This window comes from Micromonospora sp. NPDC048935 (genome assembly GCF_043197875.1).
Classification (GTDB): domain Bacteria; phylum Actinomycetota; class Actinomycetes; order Mycobacteriales; family Micromonosporaceae; genus Micromonospora.
The window spans coordinates 242,614-266,128 of sequence record NZ_JBICTZ010000006.1 but is presented as its reverse complement, the minus strand read 5'-3'; the positions used below and the strand labels follow the sequence as shown (position 1 = coordinate 266,128).

The following is a 23,515-nucleotide window of genomic DNA, read 5'->3' as shown; positions in this document are numbered from 1 at the left end:
TTTTGCCCCCCCCCGGGGTGGGGGTGGGGGGGGGCGTGGTGCGGGGGCGCGGGGCGGGCCCCCCCCCCCGCCCGCCGGCCCCCCCCCCCCCGGCGCCCCCCGGCGGGGGGGGGGGGCCCCCCCGCCGCGTCGCGGATCAGGCGTCCCGCAGACCTCCCCGCCCGGCGAGCGTGCCGACGTCGACCTGCGCCCGGCAGGTGACCGCCCGGAAGTCGAGCGTCAGCGTGCCGATGAGGGTGACGGTGCCGGTGCCGGACGCGAAGTCCGCCGCCGACACGTCGGTCTCCGCGGTGAGCCGCACACCCAGCTCGGTGCCGCCGTTCGTGCCGGGGAACCGCAGGTGTACGTATCGGGCGTCGATCGCGTCGCGCAGGCGGGCCGGGTCGGCCTGCGGCCGGAGCACCACCTCCACCTGGTGTTCGCCCGTGGAGAGCCGAGTGATCAGGTCCGGCCCCTCGTCGGCGGGCTCCCCGGCGGGCAGTGCCGGCGCCGCGGCCATGGACCGGCGCAGGCTCAGCGGCCGCATATCGGTCCACACCTGCTCGATGTGGGCCAGGCAGGCGTCCTTGCCGCCGACGAATCCGACCTGATGCCAGCCGTCCGGCAGTGGGCGCTGCTCGGGCCAGATCGAGTGCTGCTCCTCGTCGTTGCGCACGACCTGGTAGGACTCGTGCTCCACCTGCTCGTCCATCGCTTCCTCCTCGGGTGCCACTGCGCAGACAGGCGGCGGACGGACCGGCGGCCGGTGACGGTCAGTCGCGCACGCAGAACTCGTTGCCTTCCGGATCGGCCAGCACCGTCCACTCGTCGAGCTCGCTGATCACCGACGCTCCCAGGCCGACCAGGCGGGCCACCTCGGCCGTTCGGTCGTCGGCCCGCAGGTCGACGTGGACCCGGTTCTTCGTGGTCCTCTTCTCCGGAACGAGCTGGAACCAGAAGCGCGGGCGCACTCCCGGGTCCGACTCCACCAACACGGTCGGATCGTCCTCGGGATCGTCGATGCCGTTGTCGCGCAGTCGCTTCAGCTCGGCCTCGTCGTACGGGGCCACCCGGTACCCGTCCAGGGTGGCGGCCCAGAAGCGGGCCTGCGCGGCAGGATGTTCGCAGTCGACGACGACATCGTGCAGTTCTGCCATGCGGGCAGTCTTTCATGTGGACAGATCCGACACGACGGTCTGCGCGGTGCCACGCAGTGACGCGATGGCGGTAGCCGGATCGCGGGCGAGCGCGCTGAGCACCGCTCCGTACCGGTCGGCCAGCTCGGCCGCGGTGGCGGTCGGGTAGGCGTCCGTCGCGTGGCTCACCGTGCCGTGCAGGCCGTCGGGCCGCCGCTCCATGGCGAGCGTCAGGTCGAAGTCCGCATACGCCGTGTCCAGTTCCACCGGTGTCAGGTCGACACCGGGGGCCTGCCGCAGCCGGGTCGCCTCGGTCAGCAGATCGAAGGTGATGCCGAACGGGAGGCGGGCGTCGTCCGGGTCGAGAGCAAGGCACAACGCCTCGGCCGGAAGCTCCTGGTGGGCGTACGCCTCGGCCACCCGCTCGCGTACCTGGTCGAGCACGTCGCGCAGGCTGACGGGTCCGGTCAGGTCGATCCGCAGCGGCATGGTGTTGACGAAGTTGCCGACGAGTGCCGCCGTGCCGGGCCGGACCCGGTTGGCCAGCGGCACGCCGACCACCACGTCCTGCTCGCCGGTCAGCGCCGAGAGGGCCACGACGAAGGCGGTGAACGTGAGCACGAACATCGACGCACCGGTTTCGCGCTGCACGCCGTCGAGGGCGGCGGTCACCTCCTCGTCGACGGCGAACCGGTGCGCCGCGCCGGGTCGGGGGGCGGCGGCGGGTCGGGGGGCGGCGGCCGGCGTCGCCGTCGCGCGCCGCCCGGGCAGCGCCAGGGGAGCGGGCGGGTCGGCCAGAACCCCGGTCCAGTACGCCAGGGAGTCGGCGTTCGCCGTCTCGTGCGCCTGCTCGTACGCGTAGTGCCGGTACTGGATCGGCAGCGCGGCAGGTGGCTCGTCCACCGTGACCGCGTCGGCGAAGGACAGCAGCTCGTGCGCGAGTACGGCACGGGACCAGCCGTCCCACAGCAACGGATGCACGGTGACCAGGAGCAGGTGGTCGTAGGGGGCCAGCCGGAGCAGCCGCAGCCGCACCAGCGGGCCGTGCCGCAGATCGAAGGTGTACGCGACCTCCGCCGCGAATGCCTCGACGACGGCGCTCCAGTCGGTGTCCGACAGATCCGCCTCGGCGACGTCGGGGGCAAGGTCGGCATGCACCACCCCGACCGGCTCCGGTCCGTCGGTGTCGAACGTGGTGCGCAGCGTCTCGTGCCGGGCCACCACCTGGCGTATGGCCCCGGCCACCGCCTCGGGATCGACGAAGCCGCGCAACCGGGCGGCCATCGGCTTGTTGTAGCGGCCCCCGGTGCGCCACAGCCACCGCTGCTGTGCGGTGAGCGGAACCCGTTCGCCATCGGCCAGGTCCCGCGCCGGCACCGTACGGTCCGCCGGCACCAGACCGGCGAGGTGGACGGCGAGGGCGGCCACGGTCGGGATCGCGAACAGCGTACGCAACGGGATCTCCACGTCGAGCGTCTCGACGATGCGCGACTGTAGTTGCGCAAGCTGCAACGAGCTGCCGCCGAGCTGGAAGAAGCTCTCGTTCACGTCGATGTCCCGGGTGCCCAGGACAACCCCGAAGACCTGCTCCAGCAGGATGCGTTCCAGGTCGGTACGCGGTGCCGTGTGCGGCTGATCGGCCGCTGCGACCAGCTTGTCCGGGTCGGGCAGGGCCGCCCGGTCCACCTTGCCGCTGGGCATCAGCGGCAACTCGTCGACCGGCACGATGAACCGGGGCTCCATGTAACTGGGCAGGCGCCCGCGCAGCCAGTCGCGCAGCCCGCCCGGCTCCGCCGTCTCGCCGGCCTCCGGCTGGGCGTACGCCACCAGGTGCTTGGACTCGGCCGGCGTCTCGCGGACCACGACCACGGCCCGGGACACCGTGGGGTGCTGCTCGAGCACGGTTTCGATCTCGCCGACCTCGATGCGCAGGCCACGGATCTTCACCTGCCGGTCGGCCCGGCCGACGAGTTCGAGGACCCCGTTCGCCCGGTACCGCGCCAGGTCGCCGGTGCGATACAGGCGTGCGCCGGGCGTCGCGCCGTAGCCGTCCGGGACGAAGCGGTCGGCGGTCAGGCCGGGCCGGTTCAGGTAGCCGCGGGCCAGACCCGTCCCGCCGATGTACAGCTCGCCCGGCACGCCGACCGGCACCGGGCGCAGCCACTGATCGAGCAGGTAGACCTGGTGGTTCGGCATGGGACGACCGATCGGCGGCATCCGCTCGTACGGCTCGTCGAGCTCCATCAGCGTCATCATCACGGTCGCCTCGGTCGGCCCGTACCCGTTGATGAGCCGACGTCCGGGTTGCTGCCAGCGGGTGGCCAGCGGGCCGCTGAACGCCTCGCAACCGATGAACTGGATGCGCAGCGACGGCATCGCGGTCGGGTCGAGCATGTGCAGCACGGCCGGCGGAATGTCGGCGACGGTGACCTGCTCGCGCCGGGCCAGTCCGGTGAGCGCCGCCGGGTTGAGCACCGTCTCGCCGTCCGGGACGACCAGCCGGGCACCGGAACAGAGCGCGCCGAAGACCTCCAGTACGGACACGTCGAAGCACACCGTGGCGAACTGCAGCACGGCATCGCCGTCGAGCGTGCCGATGTCGTCAAGCGTCGAACGGATCATGTTCGCCGCCGCGCGATGCGTGATCATCACGCCCTTCGGGCGTCCGGTCGAGCCCGAGGTGTAGATGACGTAGGCGAGGTTGTCCAGCCCGGTCGGACCGCCGGCGGGCGCGACCGGCACGGCCGGCGGCGGTCGCTCGGGCACCTCGTCCAGCAGGAGCGTCGGCGGACCCGGCCGGGGCAGGTAGCCGGCCGTGTCGGTGGTGCTCACCACCAGCGGCACGGCGGCGTCCCGCAGCATGTACCCGATGCGCTCGGCGGGATGGGCGGGATCCAGCGGCAGGTACGCCGCTCCGGCCTTGAGGATGCCGAGGATGCCGAGCGGCAGCAGCACCGACCGCTGCACGCAGAGCCCGATCAGCACGTCCGGGCCGGCACCGGCCCGGCGCAGCCGCGCGGCCAGCCGCTCCGCGCGCGCGTTCAGCTCCCGGTAGGTCAGTTGGCCGTCCGGGGCGGTCACCGCGATCGCGTCGGGCCGGGTGGTCGCCCACCGCTCGATGGTGTGGTGCAACGGCTCCAGGTCGTGGTCGGCGGCGGTGTCGTTCCACTGCCGGGTCAACATGTCCAGCTGCGCCTCGTCCAGCAGAGGCAGGTCGGCGATCGCCGCGTCCGGCGTCGCCGCGATGCCGGCCAGGAGCGTGCCGAGGTGCGCGGACATCCGGTCGCAGGTCTGCGGGTCGAACAGGTCGGCGTCGAACTGGATGCGTCCGACCAGTTCGCCCTCGAACTCCCGCAGGTCGATCGTGATGTCGAACTTCGCCACGCCGTTGTCCAGCTCGATCGGGCTGAGTCGGAAGGAGCCGAACGTCAGGTCGGCCGGCGGGCTGTTCTGCAGCGCGACCATTACCTGGAACAGCGGACTGCGGCTGCTGTCCCGGTCGGGCTGCAGCTCCTCCACGAGGCGCTCGAAGGGCAACTCCTGATGGTGGTACGCGCCCAGCGCCACCTGCCGGACCCGGCCCAGCAGTCGGCGGAACGTGGGGTTGCCGTCCAGGTCGCAGCGCAACACGAGGGTGTTGACGAAGCAACCGATCAGGCGTTCGGTCTGCGACTGGGTGCGATTGGCCACCGGTGTGCCGACGACGATGTCGGTCTGCCCGGTGTAGCGGGCCAGCAACACGTCCGCCGCGGCGAGCACGACCATGAACAGCGTCGCGTCCGCCTCGCGGGCGAGCGCCTTCAGCCGTCCCGTGACGCCGGCAGGCACCCGTACCGTCCGGGTCTCGGCGATCAGGCGTTGAATGGCCGGCCGGGGATGGTCGGTGGGCAGGTCCAGCGCGCGAGGTGCGTCCCCGAGCCGGTCGCGCCAGTAGTCGAGCAACCGGTCGAGGCGCTCACCGGTCAGCCGTTGCCGTTGCCACACCGCAAAATCGGCGTACTGGATGGGCAGCGCGGGAAGATCCGGGGTCCGGTCGTCGGCCAGCGCCTGGTACACCGCGGCGATCTCCCGGATCAGGATGTCGTCCGACCAGCCGTCGGAGATGGTGTGGTGCATCAGGTGCAGCAGGATGTGCTCGTCGTCCGCCACGCGAAAGAGCCGGGTGCGGAAGAGCGGCCCGGCGGCCAGGTCGAAGGACTCGTCGCGCTGGGCACGGGCCAGTCGCAGCGCCTCGGCGGCCGGGTCGGGCACCGCGCGCAGGTCGACCGTGTCCACGACGACCGGCACGTGGGGCAGCACGATCTGCATCGGTTCGCCGTCGACCAGCTCGATCCGGCTGCGCATCACCTCGTGGCGGGCGGTGACGGCGGCCAGACTCCGCTCGAAGGTCGTCACGTCGAGTGGCCCGGAAAGCCTGGCGGCCAGCGGGATAGTGTTGTATGCGTGACCGGCGCCGAGCAGCCGGTCCAAGATCCAGAGCCGTTCCTGGGAGAAGGACAGCGGGGCGGGTCCGGTGCCGCGGCGGCGGGGCACCACCACCTCCGTCGCGGAGCGGCCCTGCGTCCAGCGCCGGAGCAGCGCGGCTCGGGCCGGGCTCAAGCTGGCGCGCTGCCGCGGTACGCCGGCCGTGTCGTCGATCGTGTCGGGCAACGCATACCTCCGGGCCGTGATCTGTGGGCGGGCAGGCTCCTGTCCCGCTGGCGAGACATGGCTGGCGACACGTGGATCGCCGTCGTGGCGCACCGGTGCCCGGTGCCACGTTCACGCCTTCGCGGGATCCTCGCCGGTGTCGGAATCGTCGACGGTGAGTGTCTGGGTGGCGGCCGTGTCCAGGGCGTCGAGGATCCATGCCTCGAAGTCGATGCGGGAGTGGTCGGCCGCTGCCCGCCAGCGCCGGAACCGCTCGCCCGGAACGTACAGCCGCGGCAGCACCGCGTTGCTCGGAGCCGACCGCACCTCGCCGGCGCGGCTCATCCGGATCTGCCGGCGCAATTGGTTGCGCGACCAGCCGTGCTTTTCCGCCTCGTCCAGCCAGTGGTCCTGTTCGGGCTGGGGCAGCGAGGCCGCCTCCGCGTGGTGCTGGAAGCTGAGCGACTGACGCCGGCGCTCGATGCTGTACCGCCGAGCAACCCACGCGTAGTTTCGCAGCGTCTGGTAATCGAGGTTCGCGAGCTGAATGACGTGCAGGTAACGGTCGGCGTACCGGCTCTTGCCGTAGACCAGCCAATCGCCGAGGCACCACGCGGACGAGTCCACGATCCGGGACAACTGCTGCCCAGCGGCTTTCCAGCCGTCGAATGTCGTGTCCGCCGGGATCTCGAGTCCCACCCGAGTCACGAGTACCTGTCGCCGTTGGAGCTGCGGAATCAGCTTTGGCTGGGGCGCGGTCTCGTCGGTTTGCGTCCGGGCTGAGCCATTGAGGCGGGCTGTGTTTGTCAACTCTACGTTGGACACGGAGACCCCCGGTGGTGATGTTGGTATTTCTGCATTAAAGATTATCGATCTGCTAGAGATCGAAGTGTCTCGAAGGTAGCAGCATCCAAACGACGCGTCAACCGACCGGATGTGGGCCGTGATAGCGCGCTTCTATATCTGAAATTCGTCAATGAGTAAAGTGAATCATCGCGCACGTCGCGCCGCGCACGCGAGGGCTCGACAGGCTCATGCCGGCGGGTCATCATGGGACTACGCAGGCCGAATCCGGTCATTCCCTAAATGGGTCGTCGGCTGTGTTTCGTGGTGACGGGGGCCTGATCGCCGGGCCGTGAGGAAATTCGTTTTCAACCGGTGGAGTGGACGTGAAGAATGCCGTAGTGTCAATTCCAGGCCCGCACCCCATGATGCTGCCGCGCGAGCAATGGGCATTTCTGCGTCGTCCCCTGCGGTCTCTCGAACGGGCGCACCGCAATTATGGCGACCTCGTGGCGCTGCCACTCAACGGTCGCCGGGTGATCGCGGTGTTCGGTCCGGGCGAGGTCGAGGCGGTCCACCAGGCCCTCGGCGGAGGGGTCGAGATCGCCGGTGCCGCCGGCATCGAGATGCGACCGCGCGACGACATCCAGGGCCGCGGGCCGCTAAACTCGACGGGGAAGGATCACGCGCGGTACCGCCGCATCTGTCACCGCGCCCTCGGCCAGGATTCCCTCGCATCCTATGCCACGGTCGCGATCGACGAGACCCAGCGGCTGGTCGACACCTGGCGGCCCGGCACCCGGCTCGACCTGCTGCCGGAGATCACAGCGCTCACCCGCCGCATCTTCAAGACGTACATGTTCGGTGCCGACATCGCGGCCGTCGCGCCGGAGGTCGACGCCGCGGTCGACACCTACATCGACGTCCTGGAGTCGACTCCCCAACGCATCGCCACCACCTACCTGTCGTTTCCGGTGCCGGGGCTCGCGCGGCGTGCCGACCTGCGGGCCGGCCGAGCAGCGATCGACGCCCGGATCGCCGCGATCGCTGGCGGCCGGGTCCGGCCGACTCGCTACTCACTGGCTCAGGCGATGATCGCCGAGCTCGAGAACGCGGGCCTGCCCCCGCAGCCCGCGCTGGTCCGCGACTTTGTGCTGCAACTGCACTTCGCGGGCCTGACCTCGCTGGCGTCGGCGATGGTGTGGGCCTTGCTGCTGCTGGCGCTCAACCCCGAGCCGGCCCGCGAACTGGTCGACGAGTTGGACGGCACGCTCGGCGGCCGGATACCCTGCCCCGAGGACGCCCGCCGACTGCCGTACCTGGAGGCCGTACTCAACGAGGCGATGCGGCTCTATCCGGCGGCGGCCTGGGAGTTCAAGGGGGCCATCAGCCCGATCGAGGTCGGTGGCCATCTGCTACCGGCTGGCACCCCCCTGCTGCTGGTGCCCTGGGTGACGCAACGCAGCGTGCGGTCGTTCGAGGAGCCGCTCGAGTTCCGGCCCCGGCGCTTCCTTCGCGGGCTGACCTACCCGAGCGGCGCCTTCCAGCCCTGGGGCACCGGCGAGCGGTCCTGCATCGGCAAGTCACTGGCCCGGCACGCGTTCCGGTCCGTGGTCGGCGGCATAGTTCAGCGCTTCCGGCTGGACCTTGTCGCCGGTCAGCGCATCGAGCCGAATCCCGGGCTGCTCGGCAATCGTTTGTTGCCGTCTCCTCGAGTTGAGGTAACGGTCGCCGCCCAGGACGGGGAAACCTGGCGCTCGTTCGTACCTACCTCGGGGTCGGTAAGCGCGAGTGCTTCGGGAGCTCGTCGAGCCGACCGAGGAAAAGGAGGCCGATCAGGGCCGCCGGTTGGCTAGCCTCGGTCTTTCGCGCGCACCGTTCGCGTTTCGGTCTGGTAGGTGAGTCGGAGTCCGAGTTGCCGGTAGACCTCGGCTTTGTCGTCGGGGTCGGCGGGGCCGCTGTCGCGGCCCCGCTGGCACTGCCGAAGGCCAGCCGCAGGTCGCCGACCGGCTGGTAGGCCAACTGCCCAACCGGACTGCCCAGCATGGTCTGGTTGATCAGATCCTGCGCCTGCGTCCACTGGTCGGCGAAGACCCACCGCCGACCGGCGTGGCGGCGCTTGGCGTGGCACAGGCACTGATGGCCGTCGACGAGGTCGACGTCTGGCGGGCGTTAGCCGGACGTCTGGCGGCCCGTCGCCCGGAGCCGCTGCGACCGGTGCCTCTGACCTCCTGTCTCAGGCATCAAGGATCTGCCATTCCTGGCTGATCTCGCCGCTGACCGGTTGCTGGACCACCCTGGCGCCGTCCGCCGTGGAGCCGCCTTCGACCCCGACACACCAGCCGTTGCTCACGTTGACGAGCCGGTGGTACCCGCTGGTCGTCGCCGGTACGAGATTCCACCACTGGTTACGTCCGCCGTTGTCGGCCCATTGCACGAGTGCCGCGCCCTGGCCCGAGCCACCTGGACTGTCCAGGACCTTCCCGCTCTTGACACCGGACAGCCGGAATGAGCCATCGCTGTTGGGTAGCAGCCGCCACTGCTGGTTGGTCGCGCCGGTCCACGGCCACTGGATGACGGTTGCCCCGTCCGTGGTGGAGCCGCCGTTGACGTCCAGGACCTTTGCGCTGCGCCGGTTGACAAGTCGAACGACGCCGCCGGTCGAAGCGGCGGGTAGACCTACGACGACCTGTACCTGTTGCCCTGCCGTCAACGAGATCACCCGGGCATGCGGGCCGAGCGGCGAGGGGGTGACCGTCGCGGACGTGGTGATGGATGCCATCCCGCGCCGGCTGAGGAGGGTGATCGCCTGGGTGATCGTCGAGGTGAGTACCACGGTTACCGAGCGGCCAGGCAGATCCCAGGTGAGGCTGTGAATGCGGACCTGGTTGCGTCCGCGGACCCCGGTGATGGTGCCCCTGGCGAGCTGGCCGGGCACGGCGGGCAGCAGCTCGATGATGCCGGGCCTGGTGTACACGAGCGCTTCGCTGAGCACGGCCGGCAGTGTGTTGGCCGCATCGGCGTTGTAGGTCTCCAGATTCGGGTTGTGCGCCGTCATCAGCGACCGGAAGATCATGTTGTTGCCGATGATCTTCCGGAGGTTGCTGTAGACGCCGGCACCGTCCTTGAGCCGGGCGGAGGCGAGGGCTCGATGCAGGCTGCCGTGGGCCGAGGTGTTCTCGTCACCGCGCAGCGCCAGGGCCCTGAGCGCGGCGGTGACCAGCCCGGGAGCCTCCTCGGGATTGATCTCGTGCAGGGGCCACGCGCCGTACAGGTGATGGACGTGCCGATGGTTGTAGCGATCCGTGAGCCCCGGCCAGGACCACTCGGCGAGGGCACCGCTGCCGTTGATGGTGTAGGGCGGGAGCTTCGCCAGCAGGGCCGTCCAGCGTGCGACGCCCTGGCCGGCGCCCTGTTCGACACCGAGCGCGTTGGCAGCCTCGACGGCCGCCCGCAGGGCGTGCCTGCCGGCCTGGATGTCGCCGGTGGCGTTGATCGCCAGCAGGACGTTCGTGCTGGCCGGCGAGTTCTCCATCGAGAACGACGGCACGAACACCACACGGCCGGCCGAGTCGGTGCGGGTCAGGAAGTCCTCGTAGAACAGCGCCAGCTCCATCAGCGCCGGTCCCAGCTTCTCAGCCAGGAACGTCCGGTCCCCGGTGACCTGGTAATACTCCAGCAACGGGTAGAGCAACCAGTCCGCGCCACCGGTCCAGCACTGGCCGGGGAAGCCGGGGTCGAAGTGCAGCATGTACCCGTACTCGCCGTCGGTGCGCGACGGGGCCAGGAAGCCGCGGGCGCCGTACAGGTTGCGAGCGTTGGTGCGCCAGTGCGCGAGCTGGCCGAGGATCAGGTTGAAGTAGCCCTGCATGGCATCGGTGAGGTCGAGAATGTTGCCGCCGGCGACCTGTAGGTTGATGTTGGCATCGGTGGTGAAGTCGTCGGCCCAGGCGCCATTCCAGGTGCCGGCCCAGATTCCGGTCAACCGCGGCGGCAGTACGCCGCTGGAGCTGATGAACAGGTAACGGCCGCTGTCGTAGAGCCGTTCCAGTAGGGCCAGATCGATGGTGTTGCGGTTGGCGTTCTGCCGGGCGATCAGCGCGGTGGTCGACAGCTGCCGGTCGGCGGCGGAGACGTTCAGGTCCAGGCGGGAGCGATCGAACATCGCCGAGTGCAGGGTGACGTGCCGGGTCCGCAGCTCGGCATAGTCGGCGCGAACCGCGGCCAGCGCCGCGTGCAACGGCTTGCTGTCCCAGGCCGTCGAGGACTCGTACCTGTCGAGTTTGGTCAGCAGGACGAGCCTGGTTGCCGCGGTGACGACGATGCTCGACCCGTTCGCGGCTACCGTGCCACCGGTGGCGACGACCCGGGTGACGCCCTCGAAGCCGAACGCGCCCTGCCCGGACGGGTAGGTGCCGCGCAGGTTCAGGTAGCCGGAGCCGTCGACGACGCTGGCCAGGGTGGTGAAACGGACCGAGCCGGGGACGCCCGCGAGGGAGGTGTTGACGCTCAGCGTCGCGTCGATCGTTCGGCCGGATGCCGGGGTCAGTTCGTGTACGACGACGTTGTCGGCCCGGGAGGCGAAGGCGCGGCGAGTCCAGGTGCCGTAGCTGTCGGTCCAGGTGGAGGTGACCTCCCCGGTCCGGAAGTCGGTGCTGCGGGCGTACCCGTTGGCGGTGGTCATGCCTGGCGTGCTGATCTGCAACTCGAAGCCGGGGTGGTAGGTCTGGGTCCAGCGCAGGCTCCAGCCGGCCGCGAAGTCCGAGTTGGCTCCGGCGTAGTTCCCGGCCAGCGCCTTGTCTCGCACGCCGGCCAGCCGCCCGGAGATCACTGGCGGGGTCACGCCCCGGCTGCCGTTGGGCAGCACGAAACGGTGGTGATTGAAGATCACCTTCTCGAGCGTCGGCGTTCCGTACAGGACGGCGCCGTACTCGCCGTTGCCGGTGAGGAACCCGTCCGTCCAGGTCGTCGCCGGGGTCGCGTCGTAGATCCCGCGCTCGGGCAGCGCGACCTGAGGCGCAACGGCGGCGGCCCGTCCGGCGCCCACGGCCGGGATCAGGGCCGCCGATCCGGCGGTCAGCGCGGTGGTGACGAGTAGGCGCCTACGACTCATGGGCAGGTCTGACATCAGGAGTTCCTCTCGACATCGAGGCTGAAGGGTTGTGGTCTACTCGGGCGCGGGAACCCCCGCGCCCGAGTAGACCTCACAACGATCGCCAGGCGGCCACCGGCGGTCGGACTTTGTCGACCATCTCTGGCGCTGGTCAGACGCGCACGAACTGCCACTGTTGGTTGGTCCCGCTGTTGGCGGTCCACTGCACGACCTGCGCGCCGTCGCTGGTCGAGGCGGCGTAGACGTCGGCCGCGAGTCCGCTGGCCTGGCTGACGATGGTGTAGTAGCCGTCGCCGGTGGGCCGCAGGTACCACGACTGGTTGGCGCCGCCGTTGGCTGACCACTGCTGTAGTTGCAGGCCCTGTGTGGTGCTGCCGGCGTTGACGTCGAGCATCTTTCCGGAGGCGGTGTAGCGCAGGGTGTAGGTGTCCTGGGTGGTGCTGATCGTCCAGGTGGGGGTGCCGCTCTGCTGGATCGCTTTGGCGCCGTCGGCGGTGGAGTTGCCGGCGATGGCGAGGGGCTTGCCGCTGTTGCGGTTGACGATGCGGTAGGTGCCTGCTGCGGGCCCGGTTCCGCCGCTTCCGCCGAGGTTGAGGTATTCGATCGAGTCGGTGAAGACGGTGCTGCCGGACTTGGCGGTCGAGAGTTGGAGGTACACGCGGCTGCCGGTGGCGGGGGCGGTGAAGGACACCGGTTGGGTGACCCGTGAGCCGAGTGGGATGGTCAGGGTGTTGTTGCCGGACGCGACGACCGCGCCGGTTGGGCTGTCGAGTCGGGCGGTCCAGGTGAAGTTCACCGAGGTGTTGGTGAGGTCGTCGTTGAACACGGTGATGTTGCGGGTGATCGTGGCGTTGCGGGCGTAGCTGGGCACCGCCTGCGCCAGCGGGAAGTTGCCGTTCGAGTCCGAGTTGCCGGAGGCGGACCAGTAGGGGAGGTCGATCGCGGCTACCGGGTTGAACGCCGCCTGCACGCGCTGGATCTGTGCGTTGCTCCACGGGTCGGGCAGATTGTCCGCGCCGTACACCGGGCGAGTGTTCTCCTCCGTGGTGAAGTCGGTGGTTCGCACGCCCGGCACCACGCTGGCCCAGGCGGACAGCAGCGTGTATGGACGCAGGTCGCTGGCGTCCTTGCCGCGCTTGGCGGCAGTCGCGGTGGCGAACCACGTGAAGCCCTGCTTGGTGCTGCAGGCCGGCCAGATGTACTCGCCTTCACCGTCGGGACGCCCGGTATGGCGATTCAGGGCCTCGCCGTAGCGGCCGACGCCGTCCAGGTAGTGCGCGAAGATGGCGAAGTTGGGGTAGGTCATGGCCGGGTACCGGCTGGGCGAGTCCGCGCCGATGCCGGCGTCGATGCTGATCGGCCGGGTGCCGTCGTTGCCGTTCATCGCCGCGTACAGGTCCTGTTGGAACTGCTGCGAGTCGTTGCTGTTGGAACTGGGCTCGTTGATCTGGCTCCAGCGGATGATCGCCGGATGGTTGCGGTCGCGCAGGGTCAGCGCACGAGCGTGGGCCACCATGTTGGTGCGTCCGGACACGAAGTCCTGGGAACCACTGCGGATGGCGGTCTCGTCGATGACCATCAGGCCCATCTCGTCGGCCACGTCGAGCATGTACGGGCTGGCCGGTTCCATGTGCATGCGTACCACGTTGTAGTTGAGACGCTGGTAGTTGTCCACCGCCGCGGGCCAGCCGCCGTTGCCGGACGACGGCGGCAGGAAGCCGGGCAGGGTGTCGTACGCGTCGCCCTTCCCGCCGTTGTTGATCCGGTCGTAGTCGGCGCCCTGCAGGCTGTCGCCACGGAAGTTCACCCGCACGCCGTTGAGGTAGTAGTACTCGCCGTTCTGCGTGCTTTCCCGGAACCCGAAGCGGTACGAGGCGTCACTGGTGCGGCCGTCGTCAGTGGTGGCGTGGATCGCCAGGCGGTGCAGTTGGGCCCGGTACCCGGACCGGTACGGCACATTGGGCCACCAGTACGAGGTGGCGCCGAGGTCCCACGCCACGGGGCCGACAGTGACCTTCGCCGTCGAACGGGCCGCCACCGTCACGGTCTGCTGCGGCAACTGCGGGTAGCTGAACGAGCCCGCGCCGTCGGACGTGAGCGACCCGCCCAGGGTGACCGTTCTGGTGGAGGACGAGGAGTTGGTCACCGACACGTCGTAGCTGAGGGTGCGGTTCGCCACCGAGGTACGGACGAACGCGTCGCTGACGTACACCGCCGGGTACACCCGCAGGGACGCGGACCGGTAGATGCCCTGCGGTACCGCCTCGGACCAGTCGGCCGCGATGGGGACCAGGTACTTGCCGTCGGACGACCTCAACGCGCCACGGCCCTTCACCTGCACACTGATCGTGTGGGTGGTGCCGGGTGCCGCGTATGCGCTGATGTCGAAGTTCGACGGGGTGAACGCGGTCGTCTGGGTGGCGACCACCCGGCCGTCGACGGACAGTGTCGCCTGGTGGTTGACGGCGCCGAACTCGATCCAGGTCGACTGCGGCTGCCCCGAGTCCGGCACGGTGATGCTGCGCGAGTACACCGCCTCGTTCACGGTGGTGAAGCCCTGCTTGTACCAGCCGCCACCGGGCACCGTGATCGTGGTCGCCGCCCGACCCGCGGGCGTGAAGTTCCACGTCCCGCTCAGGTCGACCGAGGTGATCGCGGCGTTGCCGGCCGCCACACCGTCAAGTCCGGCGGCCGCGACACCCTGCGTCGCGACCGGCGCGCCCAGGGCCGATCCGGGGGTCGCCAGGGTCAGACCACCCAGCGTCAGGGGCAGGGCGAGCGCCACTGTCGCGGCCAGCCCTCTGGCCGACGCCGACAATCGACCGCCCCAGCGGACGTTCGTACGATGCACGGTAACCTCCTGCAATTCATCCGCCAGCCTGACGACTCCGAGTCAAGAATCGTCGCCGAAGGTAGTCGAATCGATTCGACAATCCGCCAACGTTGCCGGCCACTCGGGAGGGTAAACACAGCCGACATGTAGATGTGATTAACCGGCAACACGAGCGCTGAGTCAAGGATTTGAACTCATCTATCTTGTGCCGGAAGTCTGAATCCCACCAATCCGCACAAAAGCCGCTGCAAAGGTAGGACGAATAATCCGTTGTCCCGGTAGTCCGGTGTGGAGCTGGGATCTAGACCTGTCGCGTTGGTGACCAGGCCGCATGAGCCAGCGGCGCGTGGTTGGTTCCTGGGGTCAAGGAGTCCCTGGCGTTGGCGATACGTCGGGGTGGAAGGCCGCCGCTGGCAGATTGGGTCGCCATCCCTCAGCTGGAGCCTTACGGATGACTGCCGCGACCGTCGACGGAAGTGCAGGGACCAACAGGTCACCGAGCCAGTTGCTCGGGTGGTCCTGAGGCATGCTGACAAGCAGCACGCTGCCCTTGCGGTCGGCTTGCTCGACGGCGAGGGTAAGTGGTCGGCGGCGACGCAGGGGGCACGAGACACCGTGAAACGTCGTCGAGTAGCGAGCAACCATGGCAGCCATTGATGCCCTGTGAGCAGGTGTCGGACAGCATCGTCGCTGGTTGCACGACAGCGGTCCTTAGTTCCGCTTCATCTGATTAGTCAGTGCCGAGGGGGACAATGGGCGCGGCCCGGGCCAGGAGCGCGAAACGGCGAGAGGACTCGACGTTCTTCTCCAGGTGCAACGTCGTGACCGGCGATCCGCCGACGGGTGGCGTGTCGATGCTGACCGCAAAGCCTGTGCGGTCCAGCCAGTGCCGTCGTCCCTCAGGCAGACCCAGCCGGACTCCATTGCTCCGTAGTCATACGGGCCGCTGTCCCAAAGCCCTACAAGGTTCACGTCCCGCATGCACAGCATGATCTCAGTTCGGCCCGCCAGGCTGAGCACATCGGCGCGCCCGTCCACCGGAATCGGCCGAGTCAGTACAGGTAGGGCCAGGCAGCGGCGTCGTAACCGATGCGGTTGATGCCGAGCAGCGATGCGCCGTTGTCGGCGTAGTAGTGGTAGAACAGGTAGTCGCCGTCGGTGTCTGCGAGGAACGCCTGGTGGCCAGGGCCGTGGATGCTGCCGTGCGAGGCGAGGACCTGGGTGCCACCGCCGGAGAGCAGGTCCCGACCATTGCGGTCGACGAACGGTCCGGTCGGGCTCGCCGACCGGCCCACCATGACGCGGTACGTGCTGCTGGCACCCTGACAGCAGCGGTCGAACGAGACGTACAGGTAGTACCAGGCACTCCGCTTGACCACGACTGGCGCCTCGATGCCGGGGCCATAGGCGGCGAGACTCTGCATCGAGGTGCCGAGTCGACGTCCGGTAGCCGGGTCGAGCTGGATCGTCTTGATCCCGGACCAGAACGAGCCGAAGTTCAGCCACCAACGGCCCTGGTCGTCGACCGTGAGGTTCGGGTCGATCGCGTTGAAGTTGTCCGACGTCCGCGACTCGATGACCAGGCCGTGGTTGGTCCAGCTTCCGGACGCGCCGGTGGTGCTGGTGGCCAGGAAGATCGCCGAGCGATTGGATCCGAAGGTGGATGCGGAGTAGTACAGGTAGTAACGGCCGTTGCGGTAAGACAGGTCCGGCGCCCACAGGTTGAGCGCACCAGCGGTGTACGTGGTGGTCCAGGGCGCGCCGCCGGGGAAGACAGCGCCGGCGTTGCGGTAGGTGACCCGGTCGGTCGAGGTCTTCAGCGCGATGTTGTTGCCGGTGTGCGCGACGAGATAGGTGCCGTCGGGCCGCTTGACCACGGTCGGGTCGTGGACACCGACGTCTCCGGAAACTCTGGCCGGTTGCGGGTAGGACGGCGGTGGCGGGGTGGTGGGTGTGCCACCGCCCAGGCGTACCAACTGCCACTGCTGGTTGGCCCCATCCATGTCGGAATAACCGGCCAACCGACCACCGTCAGCCGTCGACCACTCCCACACATCAATGACCTTGCTCGACTGCCGATTCACAAACCGCACGAAGCCACTCGCGGAATCCTGCAACCGGAACTGCTGCGTGAACGCCCCCCGGTCACTGGTCTGCACCAACTGGGTCCCGTCAGCCGCGCTCGGCAACTCCAGCACCTTCCCACTGTGCCGCGACCGCACCTTGTAAAACCCACCGCCAGCGTCAACGAACTGCCACTGCTGCACCGCAAGATCATTACGCGTCCACTGGTTCACCGGCGCGTTCTCCGCCGTCGACCAGTCATACAGATCCATCGCCTTGCCGCTGTTCCTGTTGACGAACACGTACGACGCCGACGTGTCCACCGTCGCCGCCGACGCCGACGGCACCCCGACCACCACCCCCGCGCCTGCCACCACCACCGCCGCACCCGCAGCCAGCCCCACCCGCCAGCCACGCCGCCGCACACCCATAAACGACACCTGATCCACACTCGCCATCGCAGAACTCCTTCTGTGTTCTGGACTGCCCCGGACGCCCGGCCCGTGGTGACAACGATCGACGTCGACTGATGCCACGACCGTTTGCCGACGTGCCCTTCCGGGACGGCGGAGCGGCGGTTTGGACGCGGCGCGGACCCGACCGCACGACGCGGCAGTGGCATTGCATCAGTGGTGCGATGCAATGTTTGCGCTCCCGCAGATCGATGTCAAGACTTCGACTGAATCGATGAAAGCGAATTCAAAATGGGTGTCAATGTCCGGCGCGGCACCGCCTGGCAACCGATGAGCGTTGCCGGTCATCAACGGTGCGATACGTTTTCGCTGCCATCGGTACGAGCCCCGAGAGGGTGGTCATTCCATCGACCTGGCGGGCGAGGGAAGTCTCAGTCATGCCGACATGCGCTGAGTGTGTCGGCTGCACGGACACCCGCACGACCGTCCAGGACGCCGGCGGCAACACGGCCCGCAGGTTGTCGGCCTTGATCGAGATCAGCCGATGTGGCAGCGAGGAGTTCTCTTCGGCGCACCCGAAGGCATCGGCCTTCGACGGTTCTGGTCATCACCCCGGGACGCACGCTCGTTCATGCCGAGAACGGTGCACCCGATCATGCTGCGGTCCACCGTGCGCCCAGACCTCTAATCGTGGCCTCAGGTTGATCGGGGACCATGAGCGGCAAAGCATCGACTGGAAGGGGGAGCGTCGGCGTGCGGATCATGATCGCGGATGACGAGGCGGCCATCCGTGAGTCGCTGGAGCGGGTTCTCCAGGTCGAGGGTTACGACACCAGCACCGTCGCCAACGGTCTCGCCGTGCTCGACGGGGTCGGTGGGGCCGGCGGTGACACGCTGGATCTGCTGATCCTCGACGTGATGATGCCCCGCCTCGGCGGGTTGGAGACCTGCCGGCGGTTGCGGGCGGCGGGTCGGGATCTACCGGTGCTGATGCTGACCGCCCGGGATCAGGTCTGCGACCGGGTCGCGGGGCTGGACGCGGGCGCCGACGACTACCTGCCCAAGCCGTTCGCCACCGAGGAGTTGCTGGCCCGGGTCCGGGCTCTGCTGCGCCGCCGCGCGCCGGGCGACGACGAGTCGCAGATCCTGTCGTTCGCCGACGTCCGGCTCGATCCCGACAGGTTCGAGGCGTGGCGGGGTGGGCGGCCGCTGCGTCTCACCCGGACCGAGTTCTCCCTCTTGGAGGTCCTCCTGCGCAACGCGACCCGGGTGTTGACCCGCGACGCGCTGTTCGAGGCGATCTGGGGCTTCGACATGAGCGCCACCGCCAACAACCTTCAGGTGTACGTGAGCTATCTGCGCCGCAAGATGGAGGCCGACGGTGAGCCGCGGTTGATCTACACGCTGCGCGGCCTGGGGTACACGCTGCGGGAGACTCCTCCGTGAGCAGGCCCGCCGGCCGGGAACCGCGCCGGCTGATCCGATGGTGGCGTCGGCGGTCCCTGCGGACCAGACTGACGGTGATCGCGGCGACGGCCATCGCGGTCAGCGTGTTCGTGGCCTTCCAGGTGGCCAGCGAGCTGCTGGACTCGGAGCTGCGGGACAACGCCGAGAATCAGCTACGCGCGGACTCCCGCGTCCTGGCGACGACAGTGGAGCAGACCGGTCTGGCGCAGGTCCAGCTACCGCCGTATCCCGGATCCGGTCGGCTGGTGCGGGTCATCCTGCCCGACGGTTCGACCCGGACGCCGGCCGGTCAACCCACGCTGCCCCCCGTCAGCGGGCACGCCGCGCGGGTGGCGCAGGGCGCGTCGACCGACCTGATGGAGTCGAACGACAGCGACGAGGACGGCTACCTCATCTACACGCTGCGGGCGGGCGACGGCGCGGTCCAGGTGGCCCGCAACAGCGACGACAGCCCGATCAACCAGTTCGGGTTGGGCATGTTGCTGATCGGACTGCTCTGCGTGGTCGGGGGTGCCCTTGTCGGGCGGACCGTGGCGCGGACCGGGCTGGCACCGATCGACCGGCTGACTGCCGCCGCGGTTCGTGTCGCGCAGACCCGGGACCTCGACGCCGACATCCCGGACGAGGGCGGCGGCGAGATCCGGCGGCTCATCCGGTCGATCAACGACATGCTCGCCGCGCTCCGGGACTCCCGGCGGGCCCAGCGGCTGCTCGCCGAGGACGCCGCCCACGAACTCAAGACTCCGCTCACCAGCCTGCGCCTCAACGTTGAGCTGCTGATCCGGCTCGATCGGCGCGGCACCCTGGACAGCGCACTGCCGGCGGAGAGCCGGACCCGGCTGCTCAACGATCTCGGTGCCCAGGTGGCCGAGTTGAGCACCCTCGCCGCCGAGCTGACCGACCTGGCGCGCGGCGACGTCAGCGACGAGAGCACCAAGCTGCTCGATCTCGCCGACGTGGTGGTGGCCGCCGCGACCCGGGCGCGTTCCCGCGTGCCCGACATCGAGGTCGCGCTCGACGTGACCTCCGTGTGGGTGAGCGGGCGTCCCGCCGCGCTCCAGCGGGCGGTGCTCAACCTCATCGACAACGCCGGCAAGTGGTCCCCCGCTGACCAGCCGGTCCAGGTCCGGCTCCGCGCCGAGGGCGCGTCGGCGGTCCTTGAGGTCGACGACGCCGGGCCGGGCATCGACGCCGCCGACGTACCGCGGGTGTTCGACCGGTTCTATCGTGCCGACAGCGCCCGGGCGCTGCCGGGATCAGGTCTGGGGCTGTCGATCGTGCAGCGGGTCGTCGACGCCCATGCCGGCCGGGTCATCGTCGCCCGGTCCGCACGCGGTGGCGCGCTGCTGCGGATCATCCTTCCGGCCGCCGCCCCGCCCGCCCGGATCACGCGGCTCACCGCGGGGGCGGACACAGTGGTGCGCTGACCCGCTGCGGCACGGAACCGGGACCGCCACGGGCCGCGGTGCCAGGACCCGCCGCAGCGGGCGGCGCAGGACAGGGGCGGCGGACACGGTGACGGCCGCCGGGCCATGACGAAGATCCGGGACGGGCTGTTGCCCGTCCCGGATCTCGACTGTGCCGCCGCGCTCACCGTTGCGGCGCGGGCCCCTCCACGAGCGGCCGTTGCTCGTCCGGCAGCTCCACCGGTCGGGACAACCGGCTCGGCCACCACATCCGCCGGCCGATCAGCAGCGTGAGGGCGGGCACCAGGACCGACCGCACCAGCAGGGCGTCGAGCAGCACGCCGAAGGCGACCAGGAACCCGACCTCGATCAGCATCACCAGCGGAAGTGAGGCGAGGACCGCGAACGTGGCCGCCAGGACCAGCCCTGCGGAGGTGATGACGCCACCGGTGGCGGAGAGGGCTTTGAGCATGCCCTCTCTGGTGCCGAGGCGCACGGTCTCCTCCCGGGCCCGGCTGGCCAGGAAGATGTTGTAGTCGATGCCGAGCGCCACCAGGAACAGGAACGCCAGCAGCGGCACCGAATAGTCGACGCCCTTGAACCCGAGGATCGTGTCGAAGACGAACACGCTGCCGCCGAAGGCAGCGGCGAACGAGACGATCACGGTCGCCATCAGGACCAGCGGGGCCACGATCGCGCGCAGCAGTAGCCCGAGGACGATCAGGACGACGGTGAGCACCAGCGGGATCACCAGCTTCTCGTCGCGGGTGGTGGTGACCTCGGTGTCGAGGTTCTCCGCGCTCGGCCCGCCGACGATCGCCTCCGCCCCGTTCACCGCGTGCACGGCGGTACGCACCCGCTTGATCGTGTCGTACTCCGCGGCGGTGTCCGGCGCGTCGGTCGGGAACACGGAGATGTCGGCCCAGCCTCCGCTTGTCTGCCCCGGGACGGCCAGGGCCACACCGCTGGTGCCCTGGACGATGTCGAGCACCCGCTCCTGGTGCGCCGGCCGCGTGAAGATCGTCATCGGCTGGCCGCCGAGCTCCGGGAAGTGCTGGCGGAGGACGGTGAAGCCGGTGACCGACTCCGGCGCGGACAGGAACTGGTCCTGCTCCCGCAGGGCGCCGGTGTTGCCCGCCAGCCCCATGGCGAGCACGCCGAGGACTCCGAGCGAGCCGAGCGTCGCCACCCACCGGCGGCGACTGATGGCGGTGCCGAGCCGTCCCCACAGCCCTGGCTTCTCCTGGACGGCCGTGTCGAACCGCGGGATGGCCGGCCAGAAGATCCGCCTGCCGAGCACCACGAGCACCGCCGGGAACAGCGTCAGCATGGCCACCAGCGCGCACAGGATGCCGGCCGCGCCGATCGGGCCCAACCCGCTGGTGCTGTTCAGGTCGGCGACGAGCAGACAGAGCAGACCAGCGATCACGGTGGCCGCGGACGCGACGATGGCCGGCGCCGCGCCCCGTAGCGCGTGGACCATCGCGACCCGGACGTTCTCGTGGTGGTGCAGCGTCTCCCGGTACCGGGCGATGAGCAACAGCGCGTAGTCCGTGCCGACGCCGAATACCAGGATCGTCAGCAGCGCCGAGTTCTGGTCGTTGATCACGATGCCGAAGCCCCTGACGAGCAGGTAGACGGTCGCCATCGCGGTCAGTGCGGCCGCGCCCACCGCCATGAGCGGGACGAGCCACAACACCGGGCTGCGGTAGGTGAGGATCAGCAGGAGCGTGACGACGACGACGGTGGTGAGGAAGACCTGAAGGTCGATGCCGTCGAAGACGGCGTCCATGTCGCCGTCGACCGCGGCGGGCCCGGTCACGTCGAGTTCCAGGCCCGCGGGGCGGTCCTTAGCAGCCGCACGCAACGGGCCGACGATGGTCTCCGGTGCGCCGTAGGTCGTGCTCACGTCGAGGGTGAACATCATCGCCGTGCCGTCGGTGGAGAGTCTCGTCGGTGGGCCCTCGTCGTCCTCGCCGCCCGCCGCCGTCGCCTTCGACGGGTACCGCCTGGCAAGGGTGTCGTGGTGGCGCTGGACCGACGCGCGGTCGGCGTCGGTCATGCCGCCGGCGCGGTGGTACACGAAGACGAACGTGTTGTCCTCACCGCCGGGGAGGCTGTCCTCCAGCACCGCCACCTTGGTGGACTCGGCGCTGGCCGGCAGGGTGTCCACGGCTCTGTCGGTGGTTACCGAGCTCAACTTCCCGCTCAACGGCACCATGACCGCCGCCAGCGCCACCCACAACCCGATCACCAACCATGGCACCCACCGGCCTGCCCAGCGACCGGCCGGCGCTTCCCCGGGCGGCGCTGCCTTGACTGCCATCACTAGCTTCCTCCATACGGGTCGCATCGCTTGTCTGATGCGGACTTCGTACCGAGCGAATCTGAGACGACAGTTAATGCGCCGCTCAGGCGAGGTGTCCGTCCGGACGGACCACTCCCGCTTCAACGGGAACAGGCTTTCCGGGGCGCAGACGCTCGAACAGCGTGCTGCCGTCGGGAAATGCCAGGTTGGGAACCCGCCTGCCGGTCCGGTACGCGACGTTGAGGCCGGACAGTCGCTCGGCCAGTTCGCGGGACAGGTCCGGCGCGGTGGCGATCAGCCCGCTCAACACCGCTCGCAGGGCGTGGCCGTTGCGGGAGTAGGCGGTGATCAGCGCGGTCTGTGCCCGGGTGTGCTCCAGCAGATCAGCTCCGACCGGGTGCCGCTCCTCGTGGTAGGTGTCCAGCAGAGTTTCGTCGGCACGTCCGGTGACGACCGCGGCCAGTTTCCAGCCGAGGTTGTGCGCGTCCTGGAGGCCGACGTTCATCCCGACACCGCCGGTCGGGAAGTGCATGTGCGCGGCGTCCCCGGCGAGCAGCACGTTTCCGCTGCGGTAGGTCGTCGCCTGCCGGGTCGCATCGCCGAATCGCGACAGCCAGATCGGGTCGCGCATCCCGAAATCGGTGCCCGCGATCTTCCAGACGGTCGCCCGGAGTTCCTCAAGGGTGAGTTCACCGGGCCATCGCGGCTGGTTGGTGACCGGATCCCCGCCGACGAGCCGGTGAATCCCGCCGGGCAGCGGGACGATCATGAGACTGCCGGTCTCGCCTGCCGTGCTCGCGATACCGCGCTCGGGCGGGGCGTCAAGCACCACGTCGCCGAGCCATCCCCACGTGGTGGCATCCGTGCCGGGGAATTCGATTCCCGCGCTCGTCCGGACCGTGCTGTGGACACCGTCGCAACCGACCACGTACCGTGCCTCGACCTCGCTCCCGTTGGCGAGTTCGACCCCGGCGCTGCTGATGCCGGCGACCTCGCAGTCCCTGCGGATGGTCACGCCGAGCGCCTCGGCGCGGGCTTCGAGCAGCTCCTCGGTGCGCGCCTGTAGCAGCGCCAGCGTGAACGGGTAAGGGGTGTCCAGGACCGCGAAGTCCAGTCGGTCCGGAAGGCCGGCGAAGTGGCCGTTCGGGATGCGCAGGCCCTCCGCCAGGAACGCCTCGGCGACGCCGCGGCAGTCGAAGATCTCGATCGTGCGGGGATGGATCGTCAGTGCCTTCGAATGGGGGTCACGCTCCGGCCGAGCTTCCAGAACGGTGACCGAGGCCCCGCCCAGGCGCAACTCGGCGGCGAGCCACAGGCCGGTCGGTCCAGCACCCACGATGACGACATCTTCCATGGAAACCTCCTTGGTCACTGACCAATAAGT

General features: G+C 69.4%; 11 protein-coding genes and 1 pseudogene. 3 read left to right on the top strand and 9 right to left on the bottom strand.

What is annotated here, in order from left to right:
* Nucleotides 1-490: 490 nt before the first annotated feature.
* The 4 genes and pseudogenes from ACGFIW_RS18975 to ACGFIW_RS18960 form a co-directional block, all read right to left on the bottom strand.
* Nucleotides 491-691 (bottom strand): annotated as a pseudogene (locus ACGFIW_RS18975) (MbtH family protein); the annotation flags it as partial.
* A 61-nt stretch (nucleotides 692-752) separates the two neighbouring features.
* Complete coding sequence (locus ACGFIW_RS18970) at nucleotides 753-1,136, bottom strand: VOC family protein (protein WP_393317074.1); 384 nt, start codon at nucleotides 1,134-1,136, stop codon at nucleotides 753-755.
* A gap of 12 nt (nucleotides 1,137-1,148) precedes the next feature.
* On the bottom strand, nucleotides 1,149-5,765 hold the full coding sequence (locus tag ACGFIW_RS18965; RefSeq protein ID WP_393317071.1) for an amino acid adenylation domain-containing protein: 4,617 nt from the start codon (nucleotides 5,763-5,765) through the stop codon (nucleotides 1,149-1,151).
* Nucleotides 5,766-5,876: 111 nt separating this feature from the next.
* Nucleotides 5,877-6,569, bottom strand: a complete 693-nt coding sequence (locus tag ACGFIW_RS18960) for an LmbU family transcriptional regulator (protein ID WP_393317068.1) — start codon at nucleotides 6,567-6,569, stop codon at nucleotides 5,877-5,879.
* Nucleotides 6,570-6,952: 383 nt separating this feature from the next.
* On the opposite strand from ACGFIW_RS18960, the gene ACGFIW_RS18955 reads away from it, so the two are divergent.
* Nucleotides 6,953-8,383, top strand: a complete 1,431-nt coding sequence (locus tag ACGFIW_RS18955) for a cytochrome P450 (protein WP_393317417.1) — start codon at nucleotides 6,953-6,955, stop codon at nucleotides 8,381-8,383.
* Nucleotides 8,384-8,763: 380 nt separating this feature from the next.
* Here ACGFIW_RS18955 and ACGFIW_RS18950 read toward each other — a convergent pair whose 3' ends face one another.
* The 3 genes from ACGFIW_RS18950 to ACGFIW_RS18940 all read right to left on the bottom strand — a co-directional run bounded on the left by ACGFIW_RS18950 (nucleotide 8,764) and on the right by ACGFIW_RS18940 (nucleotide 16,995).
* Nucleotides 8,764-11,655, bottom strand: coding sequence for a glycoside hydrolase N-terminal domain-containing protein (locus ACGFIW_RS18950; protein WP_393317066.1), 2,892 nt, complete (start codon nucleotides 11,653-11,655; stop codon nucleotides 8,764-8,766).
* Between the two features lie 136 nt (nucleotides 11,656-11,791).
* Nucleotides 11,792-14,491, bottom strand: coding sequence for an RICIN domain-containing protein (locus tag ACGFIW_RS18945; protein ID WP_393317063.1), 2,700 nt, complete (start codon nucleotides 14,489-14,491; stop codon nucleotides 11,792-11,794).
* A 1,034-nt stretch (nucleotides 14,492-15,525) separates the two neighbouring features.
* A complete protein-coding gene (locus tag ACGFIW_RS18940) occupies nucleotides 15,526-16,995 on the bottom strand; it encodes a family 43 glycosylhydrolase (protein WP_393317060.1) in 1,470 nt (489 codons plus the stop codon).
* Between the two features lie 708 nt (nucleotides 16,996-17,703).
* Here ACGFIW_RS18940 and ACGFIW_RS18935 point away from each other — a divergent pair.
* Nucleotides 17,704-18,396, top strand: coding sequence for a response regulator transcription factor (locus ACGFIW_RS18935; RefSeq protein WP_393317058.1), 693 nt, complete (start codon nucleotides 17,704-17,706; stop codon nucleotides 18,394-18,396).
* Nucleotides 18,393-19,844, top strand: a complete 1,452-nt coding sequence (locus ACGFIW_RS18930) for an ATP-binding protein (RefSeq protein WP_393317055.1) — start codon at nucleotides 18,393-18,395, stop codon at nucleotides 19,842-19,844. The genes ACGFIW_RS18935 and ACGFIW_RS18930 overlap by 4 nt, the downstream gene beginning before the upstream one ends.
* 163 nt (nucleotides 19,845-20,007) lie before the next feature.
* On the opposite strand, the gene ACGFIW_RS18925 is transcribed toward ACGFIW_RS18930, so the two are convergent.
* Complete coding sequence (locus ACGFIW_RS18925) at nucleotides 20,008-22,149, bottom strand: MMPL family transporter (RefSeq protein WP_393317052.1); 2,142 nt, start codon at nucleotides 22,147-22,149, stop codon at nucleotides 20,008-20,010.
* 85 nt (nucleotides 22,150-22,234) lie between these two features.
* Nucleotides 22,235-23,485 carry an FAD-dependent monooxygenase gene (locus tag ACGFIW_RS18920; RefSeq protein ID WP_393317049.1) on the bottom strand — a complete coding sequence of 417 codons (1,251 nt, stop codon included), beginning with the start codon at nucleotides 23,483-23,485 and terminating at the stop codon, nucleotides 22,235-22,237.
* Nucleotides 23,486-23,515 lie beyond the last annotated feature (30 nt).

What these genes read in the sequence shown, in the direction of transcription:
- ACGFIW_RS18970 (WP_393317074.1), bottom strand. Translation starts at nt 1,136, where the DNA reads ATGGCAGAACTGCACGATGTCGTCGTCGACTGCGAACATCCTGCCGCG.
- ACGFIW_RS18955 (WP_393317417.1), top strand. Translation starts at nt 6,953, where the DNA reads ATGATGCTGCCGCGCGAGCAATGGGCATTTCTGCGTCGTCCCCTGCGG.
- ACGFIW_RS18925 (WP_393317052.1), bottom strand. Translation starts at nt 22,149, where the DNA reads ATGGCAGTCAAGGCAGCGCCGCCCGGGGAAGCGCCGGCCGGTCGCTGG.
- ACGFIW_RS18940 (WP_393317060.1), bottom strand. Translation starts at nt 16,995, where the DNA reads ATGGCGAGTGTGGATCAGGTGTCGTTTATGGGTGTGCGGCGGCGTGGC.
- ACGFIW_RS18920 (WP_393317049.1), bottom strand. Translation starts at nt 23,485, where the DNA reads ATGGAAGATGTCGTCATCGTGGGTGCTGGACCGACCGGCCTGTGGCTC.
- ACGFIW_RS18950 (WP_393317066.1), bottom strand. Translation starts at nt 11,655, where the DNA reads ATGTCAGACCTGCCCATGAGTCGTAGGCGCCTACTCGTCACCACCGCG.